17 protein-coding genes are annotated in these 17,284 nt (G+C 63.3%); 9 read left to right on the top strand and 8 right to left on the bottom strand.

Translation table 11 applies throughout. From position 1 onward, the window contains the following. Positions 1-224 precede the first annotated feature (224 nt). The 7 genes from AC0KW6_RS05150 (at position 225) to AC0KW6_RS05180 (ending at position 7,562) form a co-directional block, all read left to right on the top strand. Positions 225-1,103 (top strand): RNA polymerase factor sigma-32, encoded by an 879-nt coding sequence (locus AC0KW6_RS05150; RefSeq protein ID WP_474034302.1) that lies wholly within the window; start codon positions 225-227, stop codon positions 1,101-1,103. Further along, complete coding sequence (locus AC0KW6_RS05155) at positions 1,100-1,939, top strand: ChaN family lipoprotein (protein ID WP_474034303.1); 840 nt, start codon at positions 1,100-1,102, stop codon at positions 1,937-1,939. The genes AC0KW6_RS05150 and AC0KW6_RS05155 overlap by 4 nt, the downstream gene beginning before the upstream one ends. Before the next feature lie 214 nt (positions 1,940-2,153). Further along, positions 2,154-3,350: a bifunctional phosphopantothenoylcysteine decarboxylase/phosphopantothenate--cysteine ligase CoaBC gene (coaBC, locus tag AC0KW6_RS05160; RefSeq protein ID WP_474034305.1), complete on the top strand. Its 1,197-nt coding sequence runs from the start codon at positions 2,154-2,156 to the stop codon at positions 3,348-3,350. Positions 3,351-3,389: 39 nt separating this feature from the next. Beyond that, complete coding sequence (gene dut / locus AC0KW6_RS05165; RefSeq protein WP_474034306.1) at positions 3,390-3,845, top strand: dUTP diphosphatase; 456 nt, start codon at positions 3,390-3,392, stop codon at positions 3,843-3,845. Then, positions 3,845-4,885, top strand: a complete 1,041-nt coding sequence (locus tag AC0KW6_RS05170) for a HesA/MoeB/ThiF family protein (protein WP_474034307.1) — start codon at positions 3,845-3,847, stop codon at positions 4,883-4,885. Before dut ends, AC0KW6_RS05170 begins: the two co-directional genes overlap by 1 nt. A gap of 20 nt (positions 4,886-4,905) precedes the next feature. Continuing rightward, positions 4,906-5,256 (top strand): hypothetical protein, encoded by a 351-nt coding sequence (locus AC0KW6_RS05175; protein ID WP_323783188.1) that lies wholly within the window; start codon positions 4,906-4,908, stop codon positions 5,254-5,256. A 290-nt stretch (positions 5,257-5,546) separates the two neighbouring features. Continuing rightward, on the top strand, positions 5,547-7,562 hold the full coding sequence (locus AC0KW6_RS05180; RefSeq protein ID WP_323783185.1) for a M3 family metallopeptidase: 2,016 nt from the start codon (positions 5,547-5,549) through the stop codon (positions 7,560-7,562). Between the two features lie 132 nt (positions 7,563-7,694). Here the strand turns inward: AC0KW6_RS05180 and AC0KW6_RS05185 are convergent, their stop codons facing one another. The 7 genes from AC0KW6_RS05185 to AC0KW6_RS05215 form a co-directional block, all read right to left on the bottom strand. Continuing rightward, on the bottom strand, positions 7,695-8,627 hold the full coding sequence (locus tag AC0KW6_RS05185) for a 2-hydroxyacid dehydrogenase (protein ID WP_474034308.1): 933 nt from the start codon (positions 8,625-8,627) through the stop codon (positions 7,695-7,697). Between the two features lie 17 nt (positions 8,628-8,644). Continuing rightward, entirely contained in the window at positions 8,645-9,796 is a 1,152-nt protein-coding gene (gene rodA / locus AC0KW6_RS05190) for a rod shape-determining protein RodA (RefSeq protein ID WP_323777203.1), read from the bottom strand. Continuing rightward, entirely contained in the window at positions 9,793-11,739 is a 1,947-nt protein-coding gene (gene mrdA / locus AC0KW6_RS05195; protein WP_323777204.1) for a penicillin-binding protein 2, read from the bottom strand. The genes rodA and mrdA overlap by 4 nt, the downstream gene beginning before the upstream one ends. Then, a complete protein-coding gene (locus AC0KW6_RS05200; RefSeq protein WP_474034310.1) occupies positions 11,736-12,275 on the bottom strand; it encodes a rod shape-determining protein MreD in 540 nt (179 codons plus the stop codon). The genes mrdA and AC0KW6_RS05200 overlap by 4 nt, the downstream gene beginning before the upstream one ends. Further along, positions 12,268-13,209: a rod shape-determining protein MreC gene (gene mreC, locus AC0KW6_RS05205; protein ID WP_323777207.1), complete on the bottom strand. Its 942-nt coding sequence runs from the start codon at positions 13,207-13,209 to the stop codon at positions 12,268-12,270. The genes AC0KW6_RS05200 and mreC overlap by 8 nt, the downstream gene beginning before the upstream one ends. Positions 13,210-13,274: 65 nt before the next feature. Further along, a complete protein-coding gene (locus AC0KW6_RS05210; protein ID WP_024088661.1) occupies positions 13,275-14,321 on the bottom strand; it encodes a rod shape-determining protein in 1,047 nt (348 codons plus the stop codon). Between the two features lie 219 nt (positions 14,322-14,540). Further along, positions 14,541-15,323 carry a hypothetical protein gene (locus tag AC0KW6_RS05215; protein WP_323777209.1) on the bottom strand — a complete coding sequence of 261 codons (783 nt, stop codon included), beginning with the start codon at positions 15,321-15,323 and terminating at the stop codon, positions 14,541-14,543. Between the two features lie 120 nt (positions 15,324-15,443). On the opposite strand from AC0KW6_RS05215, the gene AC0KW6_RS05220 reads away from it, so the two are divergent. Beyond that, a complete protein-coding gene (locus AC0KW6_RS05220; protein ID WP_323777211.1) occupies positions 15,444-16,238 on the top strand; it encodes a 23S rRNA (adenine(2030)-N(6))-methyltransferase RlmJ in 795 nt (264 codons plus the stop codon). Here the strand turns inward: AC0KW6_RS05220 and AC0KW6_RS05225 are convergent. Beyond that, entirely contained in the window at positions 16,175-16,807 is a 633-nt protein-coding gene (locus AC0KW6_RS05225; protein ID WP_474034311.1) for a TetR/AcrR family transcriptional regulator, read from the bottom strand. The two genes, AC0KW6_RS05220 and AC0KW6_RS05225, sit on opposite strands and share 64 nt — an antisense overlap. A gap of 91 nt (positions 16,808-16,898) precedes the next feature. Here AC0KW6_RS05225 and AC0KW6_RS05230 point away from each other — a divergent pair, with 91 nt between their 5' ends. Then, positions 16,899-17,222, top strand: a complete 324-nt coding sequence (locus AC0KW6_RS05230; RefSeq protein WP_323777215.1) for a darcynin family protein — start codon at positions 16,899-16,901, stop codon at positions 17,220-17,222. Positions 17,223-17,284 lie beyond the last annotated feature (62 nt).

Here is a 17,284-nt window from a genome sequence, read left to right on the forward strand (position 1 = left end):
AGACAAGAGACCGCAGTATCCCGGGGTTCCACTTATTAAGGCCGGGAAAGTCTGCGCAGGGGCCAAAAACCATTTTTCTTTTCCATTTTTTGGCCTGTGGATATGGCAAAAGTCGTATCCAGTGCGCTGCTGCTGCCGGCCTATAGAAGACCCGGGCTCAACTTTGTTCCATATGCGTCCCCAGGCATCGGTGGTTTGTTAATTAGTTTCCGGGGGGAAATAAAATGGCACTAGATTCCACAATCGAAAACCCATTGCCGCGGCAGGCGATGAAGGCAGAGCTTTTGGATGCTGAAACCGAGCGGCGTCTGGCTTACGCATGGCGCGATGACCGCGATGTAAAGTCGCTGCACCGGCTCATCAACGCTTACATGCGCCTGGCAATTTCCATGGCGGCCAAGTTCAAGCGCTACGGGGCGCCGATGAACGATCTGATACAGGAGGCGGGTCTGGGGCTGATGAAGGCCGCCGACAAATTTGATCCGGACCGGGGGGTTCGGTTTTCGACCTATGCGGTCTGGTGGATCAAAGCGTCGATTCAGGACTATGTCATGCGCAACTGGTCGATGGTGCGCACCGGTTCCACGTCGTCACAGAAATCGCTGTTTTTCAACATGCGCCGGGTGCAGGCGCAACTGGAGCGCGAGGCCCGTTCGTCGGGCGCGCGGCTGGACCGGCATCAGCTGCATCAGAAGATTGCGACTGAAATCGGGGTGCCGCTGCGCGACGTTGAGATGATGGAGGGGCGCCTGTCTGGTGCCGACTTTTCGCTCAATGCGGTGCAGTCCAGCGATGAGGAAGGCCGCGAGTGGATAGACGCACTGGAAGATGACACGTCTCAGGCTGATGAGCTGGTCCAGGAGCGGCACGACCGCCGCCAGCTGCGCAAATGGCTGGTTTCTGCGCTGCAGGCGCTGAATGACCGTGAGCGCTTCATCATCACCGAACGCAAGCTGCGGGAACGCCCGCGCACCTTGGAAAGCCTGGGAACCGAACTGGGGCTCTCCAAGGAACGGGTCCGCCAGCTGGAGGCCGGGGCGTTCCAGAAAATGCGCAAAAGCCTTGAGGGCCAGTCGCGCGAGGTGCACAGACTGCTTTCATGAGAGAGCAGATAAATTTCCTTAAAATCGTGTTGAGCGCCGCCGGTCTGGCGGCGCTCAGCATGTCTGGCGTCCGGGCGGATGAGGTGTCCGCGGCAGCCCGGCTGCTGGGCGGCGCAGATGTTGTGATTCTCGGTGAGGTGCATGACAATCCTGTGCATCACCAGCGGCAGGCATTGCTGCTGGCACAGCTGCAACCCAAGGCTGTGGTCTGGGAGATGATCACAGCAATGCAGGCAGCTGCATTGGATCCTGAAACGCTGACGAATGCAAAGCGGACGGCCCGGCAGCTGGATTGGGTGAATTCCGGTTGGCCGGACTTCAGCCTTTATGCCCCGGTATTTGCCGCTGCTGCGAGTGCCCGCCAGTATGGCGCACAGGTGCCGCGGTCCGCGGCTGCGGAGGCTTTGAAAAACGGCGTGGCTGCCTATTACGGGGCTGAAGACGCGGCCCGCTTTGGCCTTGACCGGCCGCTGCCGGAGGCAGAGCAGGCCGCGCGTGAGGCGGACCAGCAGGCCAATCATTGCAATGCGATGCCGGTTGAGATGCTGCCTGTCCTGGTGGAGTTCCAACGCCTGCGGGACGCTGCCCTGGCAGAGGCCGCGGATAAGGCACTTGCGGAAACCGGCGGTCCAGTGGCCGTGATCACCGGCAATGGCCATGCCCGCACCGACCGCGGACTGGCGGTCTACTTGGCCCGGGCCCGTCCAGCGGTGCGGATCCGCAGCCTGGGCCAGTCCGAGGGCGGACAGATCAGCGGAAAATTTGATCTGCTGCTTGACGCGGGCGCTGCAGTCAGCCGTCCGGATCCCTGCCTGGCCTTCCTGAACGGCGGCTGACAGGCGCCAGTTGGCGAGGCGCCAGGCTGCTTGAAAACGGCACCGCGCCGTGCGCAGCCCGGCGCCCGGCCCAACGCCGCCAGGGGCGGCGGCCACAGGCCGGTGCCGCGCGGGGGCGGGAGCCATTGGCTTTGGAACTCTGCCGCCGGGAAAACCGTTTCACACTTTTGCCGCAGCGCAGTAAGGTCGCGGTAAATGGGATAAGGGCGGACAAATGCTGGCTGGCAGACATATTCTTTTGATTATCAGCGGCGGCATCGCGGCCTATAAGTCGCTGGAGCTGATCCGCCGCCTGCAGGACAAGGGGGCGCGCGTGACCCCGGTTCTGACCAAGTCCGGCGCCGAATTTGTGACGCCCCTGTCGGTCTCGGCACTTGCCGGAACCGCTGTGCACCAGGAGCTGTTCGACCTGACCTCTGAGGCCGAGATGGGCCATATCCAGCTATCGCGCAGCGCCGATCTCTTGGTGGTGGCGCCGGCCACGGCGGACCTGATGGCCAAGATGGCGCACGGCCACTCCAATGATCTTGCCTCAACCCTGCTGCTGGCCACCGACACCCCGGTGCTGCTGGCGCCAGCGATGAATGTGCGCATGTGGGAGCATCCGGCGACACAACGCAACATCGCGGTTCTGAAGGAGGACGGGGTGTCTTTCGCGGGTCCGAATGACGGCAGTATGGCGTGCGGTGAATTCGGCACCGGCCGGATGGCGGAACCGGATGAAATTCTGGCTGCTATCACCGCCAAGCTTTCGGATGGGCCCTTGAATGGCAGGCGTATTCTGGTGACCTCAGGGCCGACGCATGAGCCGATCGACCCGGTACGCTACATCGCCAACCGCTCCTCGGGGGCGCAGGGGGCAGCTGTAGCCCGTGCGCTGCGCGATCTGGGTGCGGAAGTGGTGTTTGTCACAGGCCCGGCAGCGGTGCGCCCTCCCGAGGGGGTGCAGGTGGTCGAGGTGGAAAGTGCCCGTGAAATGGAGGCGGCCGTGCAAGCGGCATTGCCCGCTGATGCCGGGATCTTTGCCGCCGCGGTGGCAGATTGGCGGGTTGCCAGCGCCTCGGACCGCAAGCTGAAAAAATCCAAGGACGGGCTGCCTGTGCTGGAATTTGCAGAAAACCCGGACATTCTGAGAACAGTTGCACAGATGACAACGGGACGTCCCAAGCTGGTGGTTGGCTTTGCCGCTGAGACCAACGACGTGGTGGAAAACGCCACCGCCAAGCGCAAGCGCAAGGGCTGTGATTGGATCGTTGCAAATGACGTCTCTCCCGCGACCGGAATCATGGGCGGCAGTGAAAACGCGGTGGTGCTGATCTCTGATGATGGCGCCGAGGACTGGCCGCGTATGGGCAAGGATGAGGTGGCCCGCAAACTGGCAACGCGGGTCGCTGCGGCGCTGGCCGGGTGAGTTTGAGTATTTGAACAAAGAAGAAGCAGGGGAGCAGCAATGGTTGCCATCCGTGTAATCCACGACGAAGACGCGGACCGGAATGTGCCGCTGCCCGCCTATCAAACGGCAGGTGCAGCCGGGGCGGACATCCGTGCCAATTTGCCGGACCGGGACGCACTGATGCTGGAACCCGGTGCCAGGGTGCTGGTGCCAACCGGGTTGCGGCTGGAAATTCCTGCAGGCTACGAGGTGCAGATCCGCCCGCGCTCCGGGCTGGCGCTGAAGCACGGGATCACACTGCCCAACACGCCCGGAACAATCGACAGTGACTACCGCGGCCCCCTGGGCGTGATCCTCCTCAATGCAGGGCAGGAGCCCTTTGCAATCCGCCATGGCGAGCGCATCGCGCAACTGGTGGTCGCGCCGGTGCTGCAAGCCCGGTTCGAGCTTGCGGAGGCGCTCACAGGCACCAGCCGCGGCGACGGCGGCTTTGGGTCCACCGGGCGCGGCTGATGCTTCGCATTCTGTTTCTGGCAGCGCTGATTTGGTGGGGCGGGCGATTTCTCGGCCTGCCGCGCAACCTGCGTTTCGGTTTGCTTTCTGTACTGTTTGCGACCGTGCTGGCGGTGCAGTTGACCCTGCCGGACGGGCACCCCTTGCGCGAAGGCACCGGCGGCACGCTGGCGCCCTGGCTGCTCTTGGGCGGCTTTGCTCTTGTGGCTGGGGTTTATGCGCGTATCGTGGCCGGCCTTAAGACCCGCGCCCAGCCTCAGGACACGCAGATGAGCCAGCCCGCAAGCACCTTCACTGAAAGCGAACTTGACCGCTACGCCCGCCATATCGTCCTGCGGGAGCTGGGCGGTCCGGGGCAGAAGAGGCTGAAGCAGGCCAAGGTGCTGGTGATCGGTGCCGGCGGCCTTGGCGCCCCTGCCTTGCAGTATCTGGCTGCCGCCGGAACGGGGACCGTCGGGGTGATCGACGATGACGTGGTCGACAATGCCAACCTGCAGCGCCAGGTGATCCATCGCGACGCAGACATCGGCAAGCCAAAGGTGTTTTCGGCCCAGGCCGCGATGCAGGCGCAAAACCCTTATGTCGACGTGCGGCCCTACCACCGCCGTCTGACAGAAGAAACGGCGGCAGAGCTGTTTGCGGACTATGATCTGATCCTCGACGGCACCGACAATTTCGAAACCCGTTATCTCGCCAACCGAACCGCCGTGTCGCTGGGCAAACCGCTGATCTCCGGGGCACTGTCGCAATGGGAAGGCCAGCTGAGCGTCTTCCACCCGGCCAACGGCGGGCCCTGCTACCAGTGCATTTTCCCCGAGGCACCGGCGCCCGGCCTTGCCCCCAGCTGTTCGGAGGCCGGGGTGGTGGGCCCGCTGCCCGGTGTCGTCGGCTCTATGATGGCAGTTGAGGCGGTCAAGCTGATCACCGGTGCCGGTGCGGTTCTGCGGGGCGAAATGCTGATCTATGACGGGCTTTATGGCGAAACCCGCAAGATCCGCATGGCCAGGCGGCAAGGTTGCCCGGTCTGCGGCAAAGCTTGAAAGCCTGACGAGATCTCCCTGTGAACGAAGCCTTTTTCATTTCGCTGCTCTGCGGCGCACTGTTCGGCGGCCAAGCGGAAACAGTGCATGAGTTCACCTATCCCGGCGGTGCGGCGTCGATCAGAACGGACTGCGAAAATGCAAACCGGGTCATCGAGTTCGGCCTCGACAAGCGCAGCAGCCTGGACAGCATCCAGCAGGTGTTGTTCGCGGCAGAAGTCACCGGCAAGGAGCCGGTGGTGGTTCTGATCGATACCGATGGCAGAATGGGCCGCTTCGAGTGGCGGATCGCCAGGGCGGCCAATGTCGCGGATGTCCCGGTCCGCATCGTGCCGGCGGCGCTGACCGTAGGCGATGGCGCCGGCGGCTGACCCGGTCGCGCTACTGAAACTCAGCACCCGGCACAGATCGGCGATCAAGTCTTCAGGCCCCAACCGCCCGAGGGGCAGGCGGTAAAAACGGCGCGGTATTCAGCTGCCTGCGCCGGGGCAAGGCGGAAGGGTGTCTACATCAGCCCTGCCGTCTCCATCCGGAACACCAGCGGACAGTGGTGGCCCAGCGGGCGTGATGCTGGGAGTATCTTCGCCATGCCCATTCATTGGAAGCCCAATTGCAGCCCTAATGGTTTCCCGTTAGCGTCCCCGGCAAAGGAGATCCGTTTATGCCCAATCCGCTTCTGACCCGCTGGGACACGCCGTTTGAAATTGCCCCGTTCGACAGCATCTCTGATGACGATTTCGCCCCCGCGCTGGAGCAGGCCTTGCAGGCACACACCGCACAGATCGACGCCATCGCAAACAGCGGCGAGGCACCCGGTTTTGCCAATGTGATCGAGGCGCTGGAGACCCCTTGCCGCGAATTAGAACAGGTTTTAGGCGTGTTTTTCACCGTGGCCGGAGCAGACAGCAACCCCAAGCGGGAAGAGCTGCAGCGGGCGTTCTCACCCAGGCTTGCCGCGCATTTTTCCGCAGTCACCGCAAATAAGGCGCTGTATGCACGGGTCAAGGCGGTCTGGGACAAGCGCGAGGCGCTGGATCTGAACCAGGAGCAGCAACGGGTTCTGATGCTGACCCACCGCGGCTTTGTGCGTGGCGGCGCAGCGCTGGAAGGCGATGCCGACAGGCGGATGCAGGAGATCAAAGGGCGGCTGGCGACCCTCGGCACAGAGTTCACCCAGAACCTGCTGGCGGATGAGCGGGGCTGGTTCATGGAGCTTTCCGAAGACGATCTGGAAGGGCTTCCTGAGTTTGTGGTCAGTGCTGCCCGTGCGGCCGGCGAGGAAAAGGGCAAGGATGGTCCGGTGGTTACCCTTTCGCGCTCGCTGATCACACCTTTCCTGCAATTCTCGCCGCGCCGCGACCTGCGCGAGAAAGCCTTCAACGCCTGGGCTGCCCGGGGAGCCAATGGCGGAGACACCGACAATCGCGCCATCGCTGCAGAAATCCTGCAACTGCGCGAGGAGAGAGCGAAACTTCTGGGCTACGAAAATTTTGCCGCCTACAAGCTGGAAACTGAAATGGCCAAAACGCCGGCGGCGGTTCGCGGCCTGCTGATGGATGTCTGGGGCCCGGCCAAATCCCGTGCGGAGGCTGACGCAAAAGTGCTGACCGCGATGATGCAGGCGGACGGTATCAATGGCAGCCTGGAGCCCTGGGACTGGCGCTACTACGCCGCCAAGCGCCGCAAGGCTGAGCATGATCTGGATGAGGCGGCGCTGAAACCCTATCTGCAGCTTGACCGGATGATCGAAGCCAGCTTTACCTGCGCAAACCGCCTGTTCGGGCTGGAGTTTGCACCGCTGGACGTGCCTCTCTACCACCCGGATTGCCGCGCCTGGGAAGTGACACGGAACGGCGCTCATGTGGCGGTCTTCATCGGCGATTACTTTGCCCGCGGCTCCAAACGCTCAGGTGCCTGGTGCTCGGCGATGCGCCAGCAGGCGAAATTCCCGCAGACCCAGACGCCCGTGGTAATCAACGTCTGCAACTTCGCCAAAGGCGATCCGGCCCTGCTATCTTGGGACGATGCCCGCACCCTGTTCCACGAATTCGGCCACGCGCTGCACCAGATGCTGTCCAACGTGACCTATGAAAGCATTTCGGGCACCTCGGTGGCACGGGATTTTGTCGAGCTGCCGAGCCAGCTCTATGAACATTGGCTGGAAGTGCCGGAGGTGCTGCAGGAGTTTGCCACCCATGCGGAAACCGGCGAGCCGATGCCAAAGGACATGCTGGAGAAAGTGCTGGGTGCCGCGAACTTCGACATGGGGTTCCAGACTGTGGAGTATGTCGCCTCCGCTCTGGTGGATCTGGCCTTTCACGACGGTCCTGCACTGTCCGATCCTATGGCAAAACAAGCCGAAGTGCTGGAGGAAATCGGCATGCCGCGCGCCATCACCATGCGCCATGCCACGCCGCATTTTGCCCATGTCTTTGCCGGCGACGGCTATTCTTCGGGCTACTACAGCTACATGTGGTCCGAGGTGATGGATGCCGATGCTTTTGCAGCCTTTGAGGAAGCTGGCGGTGCCTTTGATGCCGAACGCGCCAAAGCGTTGGAGACGCATATTCTTTCCACTGGCGGGTCGGTTGACCCGGCCGCGCTCTACATGGCTTTCCGCGGACGATTGCCGGGGGTGGAAGCGCTGCTGAAAGGCCGCGGCCTAACCGCAGAATAGCTGGCGTTGCCCAGAGCGATACCTCGGGAATGAGTATTCAAGACCAGAAAGAAGCGATAGGCCCCGGCTTTCTTTCTGGTTGAAAATACTCTGAGGGAATGCGCCGTCAGGCGCAGGGGGCAAGGCCCCGTCTTAGTATCCGAACCTCCGGTCCACCAAATGCAGCAGTGGTTCTCCAGCCTCGCCGCGGCGGATGTTTTCGGCAATCACTTCGGCAGCGGTGCTTTCACGGGTTTCCGAGGCAATATGGGGGGTTACCGTCACATTGGGGTGCGCCCAATAGGGATGCTCCGGCGGCAGCGGTTCAACGCGGAACACATCCAGCGTTGCGTGCGCGATCTGGCCGCTGCCAAGCGCCGCCAGCAGGGCGCTGTCGTCAATCAGCGGCCCGCGGCCCGGGTTTATAATCCTCGCGCCCTTTGGCAGCATGGCCAGTGTCTCCGCATTCAGCGTGTTTTCGGTGGCGGGCGTATCAGGCAGCAGCAGGATCACGATTTCGGCTTGCGCCAGCGCAGCCTTCAGGCCCTCAGGCCCGGCGTGGCAGGTGATGGCTTCGACCTCCTTTTGCGACCGGCTCCAGCCGGACACCTGAAATCCCAGGGCGGCCAGCGCTTGGGCACACGCGATGCCGAGGGCGCCCAGGCCAAGCACCGTCACCCGGCGGTCCTTTGCCAGCGGCGGCGCCTGAGGCTCCCAAATGCCGTTCTGGCCGCGGATATGGGCATCCATCCCCAAGTGATAGCGCAGCGTGTGCCCAACCACCCATTCGGTCATCCCCTGCGCCAGGCCGCTATCCACCATCCGCGTGAGCGGCACGCCTGCAGGCACAACGGGCACGATCTTTTCAACGCCCGCCCACAGGCTCAGCACCGCTTTCAACCGGGTAAATGGGGCAAAGTCGCTGACCGGTCCGCTGGGAGCAAAAACGATATAATCCACGTCTTCCGGTGCAAATTCGGTGCGCAGATCGGCATTGGTACCCAACCGGGAAAGTTCTGCCTTCAACAGCGCTTCATAGGAAGGCCAAGCGTCCTCGCGGCCGGCGTACAGAACATTTGCAGTCATAGGAACTCCGTCAATATCTAGCGAGAGGATTGCCGCGGCCGGTGGATGTGGGCGCTTTGCACAATGCCGAAAGCCCCAAGCAGCACCAGCATCGCCGAGCCGCCGTAAGAGACCATCGGCAGCGGCACGCCGACCACTGGTGCCAGCCCCATAACCATCGACATGTTAACGGCAAAAAACAGAAAGAAAGTGATGGCGATGCCCATGATCACCAGCGACGAGAACCGGTCCTTGGCGGCAATCGCCGAAGCGATGCAGAACAGGATGATCAGCATGTAAATGGACAATAGGGTCACACCGCCGATAAAACCGAACTCCTCTGCCAGGGTGGTAAAGATGAAGTCGGTGTGCTTCTCGGGCAGAAAGTTCAGCCGCGACTGCGTACCCTGCATGAAACCGCGCCCGGACCAGCCGCCGGAGCCAAGCGCAATCTTGGATTGGGTGATGTGGTAGCCTGCACCCAGCGGGTCCTGCGAGGGGTCCATAAATGTGTCGATTCGGCGGAACTGATAGTCTTTCAGAAGCTGCCATTCGGTGCCGCGGCTTTGGAAGACTGCGCTGACCAGCCCGGCGCCTGCAGCAATCACGGCGGCGAAATAGGCCCAATGGACACCGGCCAGGAACATCACCCCGCCGCCTGCCGCCAACAAGAGGATCGAGGTGCCGAGGTCTGGCTGCTTCAGCACCAGTGCCGTCGGAAGCAGGATCAGAACCACCGGCAGCAGCACCCACAAGGGACGCGAGGTTTTATCAGGCGGCAGCCAATCGTAGTAGGCCGCCAGCAGCATCACCAAGGCGATCTTGGTCACCTCGGACGGCTGCAGCCGCATGAAGCCGATATCGATCCAGCGCTGTGCACCCATGCCGACGGTGCCGAACAGTTCCACCGCGACCAGCAGTGCCAGCGACCCCAGATAGGCCAGCACCGACACGTTGCGCCAGAACCAGATCGGGATCATCGCCACCACAAACATGACGCCGAGACCGAGGGCAAAACGTTTGACCTGCGGTTCCACCCAGGGGCTGAAGGAGCCGCCCGCCACCGAATAAAGCATCAGAAAGCCGACGCTGGACACCGTGATCAGCAGCAGCGTCAGCCCCCAATTCAGATACAGGATCTTACCCAGGCCGGAGGGTGTCGATTTGGCGTTATATTCAAGATAGCTCATGCCTTGCTGCTCCGGCTGCCCAGGGGGCGCTTGACACGCTCGCGTTCCAGCCGCTCCTGCTGTGCCTTGATGCGGCTGCGGTCACCTTTGGGGTAGGCTTCCAGCGGCGGTGTGCCGTCGTAGAGCGCTTGCAGCAGCACGTCGCGGGCAATCGGCGCCGCCACTTTGGAGCCGCCGCCGCCATGCTCGACCACCACGGCCACAGCATATTTCGGGTTATCATAGGGGGCAAAACAGACAAACAGAGCATGGTCGCGCCGGTCCCAGGGCAGATCCTCGTTGCGGATCACCCCTGCGGCCCGTTCGGCGGCGGTGATGTTACGCACCTGGCTGGTGCCGCTCTTGCCGGCCATCCGTATGTTGTCAGCGATGATGCGGGAGCGGTAGCCGGTGCCCCGGCGGTCGTTGCTGACCGAATACATGCCGCGCCGCACCATGCGCAGGTTGTTTTCGCTGACATCCAGGGGGGCGCCCGCGCCGCTGGGCAGTTCCACCCCGTCAAGCGACTTCAGCAGCCGCGGCGTCACGCTGCGCCCGGTGGCGATCCGTGCGGTCATCACCGCCAGCTGCAACGGCGAGGCGAGCGTAAAGCCCTGGCCGATCGAGGAGTTCGCGGTGTCGCCGATCAGCCAGTCCTTGCCGTAAGAGCGGGCTTTCCATTCCTTGGTCGGCGTGATCCCCTGTGCCACAGCCGACATCGGCAGGTCGTGCCTGATGCCCAGCCCGAATTTGTTGGCCATGGCAGAGATGTTGTCGATCCCGGTCTTGATTGCCACGTCATAGTAATAAACATCGCAGGACCGTTTCAGTGAAGTATTGAGGTCCACATGCCCGTGGCCCGCCCGTTTCCAGCAATGGAAGCGGCGGCCGGCAACTTTCAGATGGCCGGGGCACCAGACGGTTTCCTCCGGTCCGATCACACCCTGTTCCAGCGCCGCCAGCGCGGTGATCATCTTGAAGGTAGAGCCAGGCGGGTAGGTGCCCTGCACGGTCTTGTTGGAGAGCGGGCGGTATTCGTCTTCGGTCAGCATCCGGTAATCGGCCACCGAAATGCCGCGCACGAACAGATTGGGGTCGAAACTGGGGGAAGAGCAGATCGCGCGGATATCGCCGTCTTCGCAATCGATCACCACCGCTGCCGCGCTTTCCCGGCCCAGCCGGGCCTGAACGTAGTTTTGCAGCTCCGCGTCAGTGGTCAGCTGCATGTCTGCACCGGATATGCCCTCGCGTCGGTCCAGTTCACGCATCACCCGGCCGGTGGCGTTCACTTCCACCCGTTTGGCACCGGCCTTGCCGCGCAGCACGTCCTCGCGCTTGGCCTCGAATCCCACCTTGCCGATCTGGAAGCGCGGGATCAGAAGCACCGGCTCGGGGTCTTCCATCTTGCTTAGGTCATAATCCGAGACCGGCCCGACGTAGCCCACCACATGGGCAAAATCGCCAAGCTGCGGATAGACCCGGGTCAGGCCGACCTCCGGCGTTACACCTGGCAGGGCCGGGGCGTTCACTGCCACCTTGGAGATATCCTCCCAGCCGATCCGGTCGGCCAGGGTGATCGGCAGGAACGGCGGCGACCGGCGCATCTCGGTGCGGGCGCGCTCCAGGTCTTCGGGATCCAGCGGCAGCAGGCTCGACAGCTTGTCAATCACCGCCTCCACGTCGCCGGCATCCTCGGGCACCACGGTAATCCGGTAGGAGGGGGAGTTCTGCGCGATGATCAGCCCGTTGCGGTCGAAGATCTGCCCGCGGGCAGGCGGCAGCAGGCGGATGTTGATCCGGTTTTCCTCGGCCAGCAGGCGGAACTCATCCGCTTGATCCACTTGCAGAAAACGCATTCTTGCCGCCAGCCCGCCTGCAAAGGCCAGCTGCAGCCCGCCAAGCAGCAGCGCGCGCCGGGTCATCTTGCCGTGCGAGACGTCCAGATCCTTGGAGTTGCGTTTCATCGGCGGCTCATCAGGGTTTCGGCTTCGGACGGGGAGAGTTTACGGACGCCCAGAATAGTCTGGCTGCCCCAAACTGCCAGCGGATAGGCGAGGATGGTCATCACAATCTGGATCACGGTCAGGCTAAGCGGCGCCTGTTCCACGCCAAACACCACAAGAACCAGCCGGTTCAATGTAAAAACCCCGGTCAGGATAACGCCAGCCGCCAGCCACTCGCTGGCAAATGTGCTTTCACGTTGCGGGGCCGCGCGCCCTTTCAGGTATTCGCAGGCCAGCACCGCCAGCAGCGCCAGCAATCCGGGCGGGCGCTGGAACAGTAAATCCGAAAGCAGCATGACCAGGGCAATCGACAGCGCGGGCACAAAGTCGGGCCGCCGCAGCGACCAGGTCATGGCCAGCAGCAGCAGGAAATCCGGCGGCGCCCAAAACCGCGGCTCGGTGTTCAGCGGCAGCAGGTGAAAAAACATGATCAGCAGCGCCAGCGCCGGAAAGGTCAGGCGCATGGTCCAGATCCGGGCAGCCGAAGTATTAGCCATTGCCCGCCTCAGCCGTGCCTTCAGCGCTGCCGTCTCCCAGTCCTTCAGGCCGCGGCTGCGGAACCGGATCACCCGGAGCTGCACCGACCAGCCCGCCGGGATCCTGGATCACCTCGGTTCCGTGGTGGCGCAGCACCCGCAGAAACTCCAGCCGGCTGTAATCGGCGGACAGCCGCACCCGCATCCGGCCCGAGCGGTCTTTGGCCACCTGGCCGATCAGCAGGCCTGCGGGAAACACCGCGCCGTCGCCGGAGGAGATCACCCGGTCGCCGGGCCGAACGAGATCGGGGTTTTCCAGAAAACTCAGGACTGGCGCGGCGCTGTTGTCGCCGGTGACCAGCGCGGTCTGGCCGGAGGGCTGAATGGCGGCTGGGACAGCGCTGGCAGCGTCGGTCAGCAGAATAACACGCGCTGTGTCGCGCCCAGTGCCGGAAATCCGGCCCACCAGCCCGATCCCGTCCATCGCGGCCCAGCCGTCATGCACCCCGTCGCGGCTGCCAACATTCAGCAGCACCGACTGCCGGAAGGGCGAACCGCTGTCGGCCATCACAACCCCGGTGATATAGGTCAGCTGCGGGTCCAGCCGCACATTGTTGAAGTCCAGCAGCCGGGCATTTTCCTGCTCCAGCTGCAGCGCCGCCTCTTTCCAGGCCCGCATCTGGCGCAGCTCGCTGCGCAGCTCGCGGTTCTGCTCGGCAAGCCGCTGATAGCTTTGGAAATCGCGCACCAGGTTAATGGCGGCGGTGACTGGCACCATGGCCCAATCCATGCTGGGGACCACCTGGTCCGCCACCTGGGCGCGGAAACGCTCCACCCGCGGGCTGTCGATCCGCCAGACAATAAAAACTGCAGCCAGGCACAGGCACAGCACCGCTGTCAGCAGACGCCGCAGCGGGGTTGTATAATCGTCGCGCTGTGACCTGCCTTTTGCCACGTCTCTCCTTCCAGCCGCCCCTTCGGCCCGCAGTCAGCCGGTGCCGTTTTGGCGGGCAGGGGCTGTTAGCTGTCGTAGTCGATGGCGTGGGCCAGCTGCTTTTCGTATTCCAGCGCCTTGCCGGTGCCCAGTGCCACGCAGTTGAGGCTTTCATCCGCAATCGACACGGCCAGTCCGGTCTGTTCGCGCAGGGCCAGATCCAGATCCCCCAGCAGCGCGCCGCCGCCGGTCAGCATCACGCCGCGGTCGACGATGTCGGCGGCCAGATCCGGCGGCGTGGTCTCCAGCGCGGTCATCACTGCTTCGCAGATTTGCTGGACAGGCTCGGCCAGGGCTTCGGCCACCTGCGCCTGAGAGATTTCGATTTCCTTCGGCACGCCATTCAGCAGGTCGCGGCCGCGGATCTGCATGGACTGGCCACGGCCGTCGTCCGGCATCCGGGCGGTGCCAATGGAGGTCTTGATGCGTTCCGCCGTGGCCTCGCCCACCAGCAGGTTCTGCTGGCGCCGCAGGTAGGAAATGATCGCCTCATCCATACGGTCGCCGCCAACGCGGACCGAACGGGCATAAACGATATCGCCCAGTGACAGCACCGCCACTTCGGTGGTGCCGCCGCCGATGTCGACAACCATGTTGCCGGTCGGGTCGGTGATCGGCATGCCGGCACCGATGGCCGCAGCAATCGGCTCGGCAATCAACCCGGCGCGGCGGGCGCCTGCGGACAGCACAGACTGGCGGATCGCACGCTTTTCAACAGGGGTGGCGCCATGCGGCACGCAGACAATGATCTTGGGCTTCGAAAAGGTCGAGCGCTTATGCACCTTGCGGATGAAATGCTTGATCATTTCCTCGGCGGTGTCGAAGTCGGCAATCACACCTTCGCGCATCGGCCGGATCGCCTCGATCGAGCCGGGGGTGCGGCCCAGCATCAGCTTGGCGTCTTCGCCCACCGCCAGCACCTTTTTGACGCCATCCTTGACGTGGTAGGCCACCACTGAAGGCTCGGACAGGATCACGCCGCGGCCCTTTACATAAACCAGCGTATTGGCAGTGCCGAGATCGATGGCCATGTCCGAAGTGAACAGACCGCCCAAGTTTCCAAAAAACGCCATATAGAAGGGATCCTGTGAGTGCTGCCATAATACCTTGGACGACTCCCGGAGGAGCCGCCTGCACCAACCTTATAAGCGGCAGTGCAGGGCCGCGAAAGGGCGTATTATGGTGAAACAGCGCCTTTCCGCCAAGTCCAGGGTGTCAATACCGGCTTTGTCAAGGCGGCAAGGCCGGGACTGGCGCAGGGCCTTGCCTGGGCCGGCAGCAGCGGGTCCAGGTCAGCTGGAGAAAATCCGCTTCATTTCAGTATCAAAATGCGACCAGGTCAGGCTGGCGCTGTTGCCGGCATAGCCCTCATAATACGACTTTCCGTTGGACGTCGGCAGCCCGGCCCAGATCTTGGCCAGGTTCAGCATGAAGGTCTTGCGCGGCATTTCTGCCTTCAGGAATGCGCTGTAACCGGCTTCTTCGATCAGCTGATGCGCCAGGCGGTCCTGCAACTCGGGCGAGAACCGCGCCTGCGGCTTCACGCCCTGATGCTTGACCAGCCGCCGGAATGTTGCGGGGATCAGCTGGTAGCGCCCGATGGCATGGGGCTGTCCTGGTGTTGCATTGATCCAGGCGTTGATCTCGGCAACAGTCATCTGGGTAGGTTTCTTCGGCGGCTTTCGTTTGGCGCCAAGCTGCACGGCATCATAATTCGCCTTGCCTGCTTCTGCGCTGGCGATCAGAGACAGCAGTTGGCTTACGCTTGGCGGCGTTCTGAGGGCCGGAGCAAACAGGCTGCCGCTGCTGCGGCCGCGGAACAGGCTGGCGGCGCCGGGGTCAAGCGACACCGCACCCCGGCCGGTGTTTGCGCCGGGCAGGGTATCGGGCAGCAGGCTGGCGATTGCCTGCGGTGCCGGGCCCGCCGCGGACCCCGGTTGCGGAGCAGAGGCTTTGTGCAGGAAGAACTGGTTGCCGACCAGCGAATAGCCTTGCGCGCTGACCGCTGCCGCTGCGCACAGCAGCATAGCCAGAAATGTAAGGAAGAGGGCAACGGCGCTCGTTCTGAGGGGCATAGGAACCTGCATTCTGCGGTATCTCGACTGGCTGCAGTCTGCCGTGCCGAGGTTGAGATTCCGTTTATCCTGCGGCCGCAGCCCCTTCCGCCCTGCGGGAATTGCCGCTAGAGGGGGCCTATGCTCTCCTATCAGCACATATACCACGCCGGGAACCTGGCTGACGTTCAGAAGCACGCGCTGCTTGCCTGGACGCTGGCCTACCTCACCCGCAAGGACAAACCGCTCAGCTATATCGAGACTCATGCCGGCCGGGGGCTCTATCAGCTGGACGCAGCAGAGGCGGTCAAGACCGGCGAAGCGGAACAGGGCATCACACGGGTTCTGGCGGACCATGGCCTGGCAGCGGATCACCCGCTGCACCACGCCCTGACGGAAACCCGCAATCAGCATGGCGGCGCGGCCTATCCAGGCTCGCCGCTGGTCGCCGCCTCTTTGCTGCGTCCGGGCGACGCGCTGCATTTTGCCGAGCTGCACCCGCAGGAAAACGCAGCCCTGCGCGCCGCACTGAGACCCTGGAAGGCCAAGGTGCATCAGCAGGACGGGTTTGAGCTGGCCATGTCACTGGCGCCGCCAACCCCCCGCCGCGGCCTTATTCTGATTGATCCCAGTTACGAAATTAAAACCGACTATGCCCGTATTCCCGGCATCATCGGCCAGCTGCACAAGAAGTGGAATGTGGGAATCATCGCTTTGTGGTATCCGATCCTCAAGGACGGCGCCCATACACAGATGCTGACGGCGCTGGAGGCGCAGGGCCTGCCTGGCGCGTTGCGCCACGAGGTCTCCTTTCCGCCGGTCCGTGACGGGCACCGGATGATTGGCAGCGGCATGTTTGTGGTCAACGCCCCCTATGGCATCGAAGACGAGGCCGCCCGGCTGTCGGCGCTGTTCGAAGGGATTTCCCGCAAGTAACCGCGCACCGCCCGCCTCACCCGGGCGGCCAAGCCCGGCCCGCCGGCCTCGCTGCTGAGGGCAGCGGCGTTGATGATGCCTTTGGCAATGGCGACCACGTCGCGGGCCTCTTGCAGACCAGCGGCGGGCTGCAGGCGCCGCACAGTCTCCAGAACAAGCTGCGCCATCTCATCTGCCAGCGCCGCGGTTTCCTCCGCCAAGTGCAGCTGCTGCCCGGCATATTCAGCTTCAAGAGCCAGGCGCGGCCGCTCAACCTGGTGCCGCATCCCGGCATCCAGCAGCGCCTGCAGGGCCTTTTCAGGCGGGGCCTCCTGGTTTGCGGATACAGCTGCACGCATCCAGGACAGCAGCTCTGCCCGCTTGGTCCGCAGCAGCGCCGCCAGCACCGCCTCCTTATTGGGGAAGTACTGATAGAGCGAACCGATACTGACCCCGGCACGGGCGGCGATTGCATTGGTGGTCAGCCCGGCGCTGCCGCTGGTTTCCAGAATGCGAGCAGCCGCCTCCACGATTGCCGCCTGAGTGGCGCGGGACCGGGGCTGAGCGGCTTGTTTTCTGGGCGCGTGCATGGGTGGGCGGCTCCTTGCGGGAATGCGAGTTGCGTATGCGAGCAATCATTCACATTCTTGGGGCTCAGACAACACAGCACAGGCCGACCCCATGAAACTCACTGTATTTCTGCTGCTGCGTGCGGCGCCCTCCTGGCTGCGCCTCGACCGCGCCGAACGCGGCCGTATCGCCGACGCGGCTCTGGAACCCTTCACCCGTGACGGGCTGACCCTGCGCCATTTTGATGCCGAGGCCTTTCACGGCCGGATCAGCGACGTGGCCATGATCGAGGCGGATGATGCCACGGCCTATTACTTCGCGATGGAGCAGCTGCGGGATTCTCCGCTGATCGCGGAAGGGTATTTTGAAACCTTGGAGATAATCCCGGCCTATGAGAATGGCTTCCGGCATTTTGAAGCAGCCCATGCGGTCTGAACGCCAGTCAGCTGCTGGCCGCGCCTTGCCAAAGCCCGGCAAGAGGTATCGCTTTGAACAAC

It is taken from the genome of Leisingera sp. SA215 (assembly GCF_055902035.1).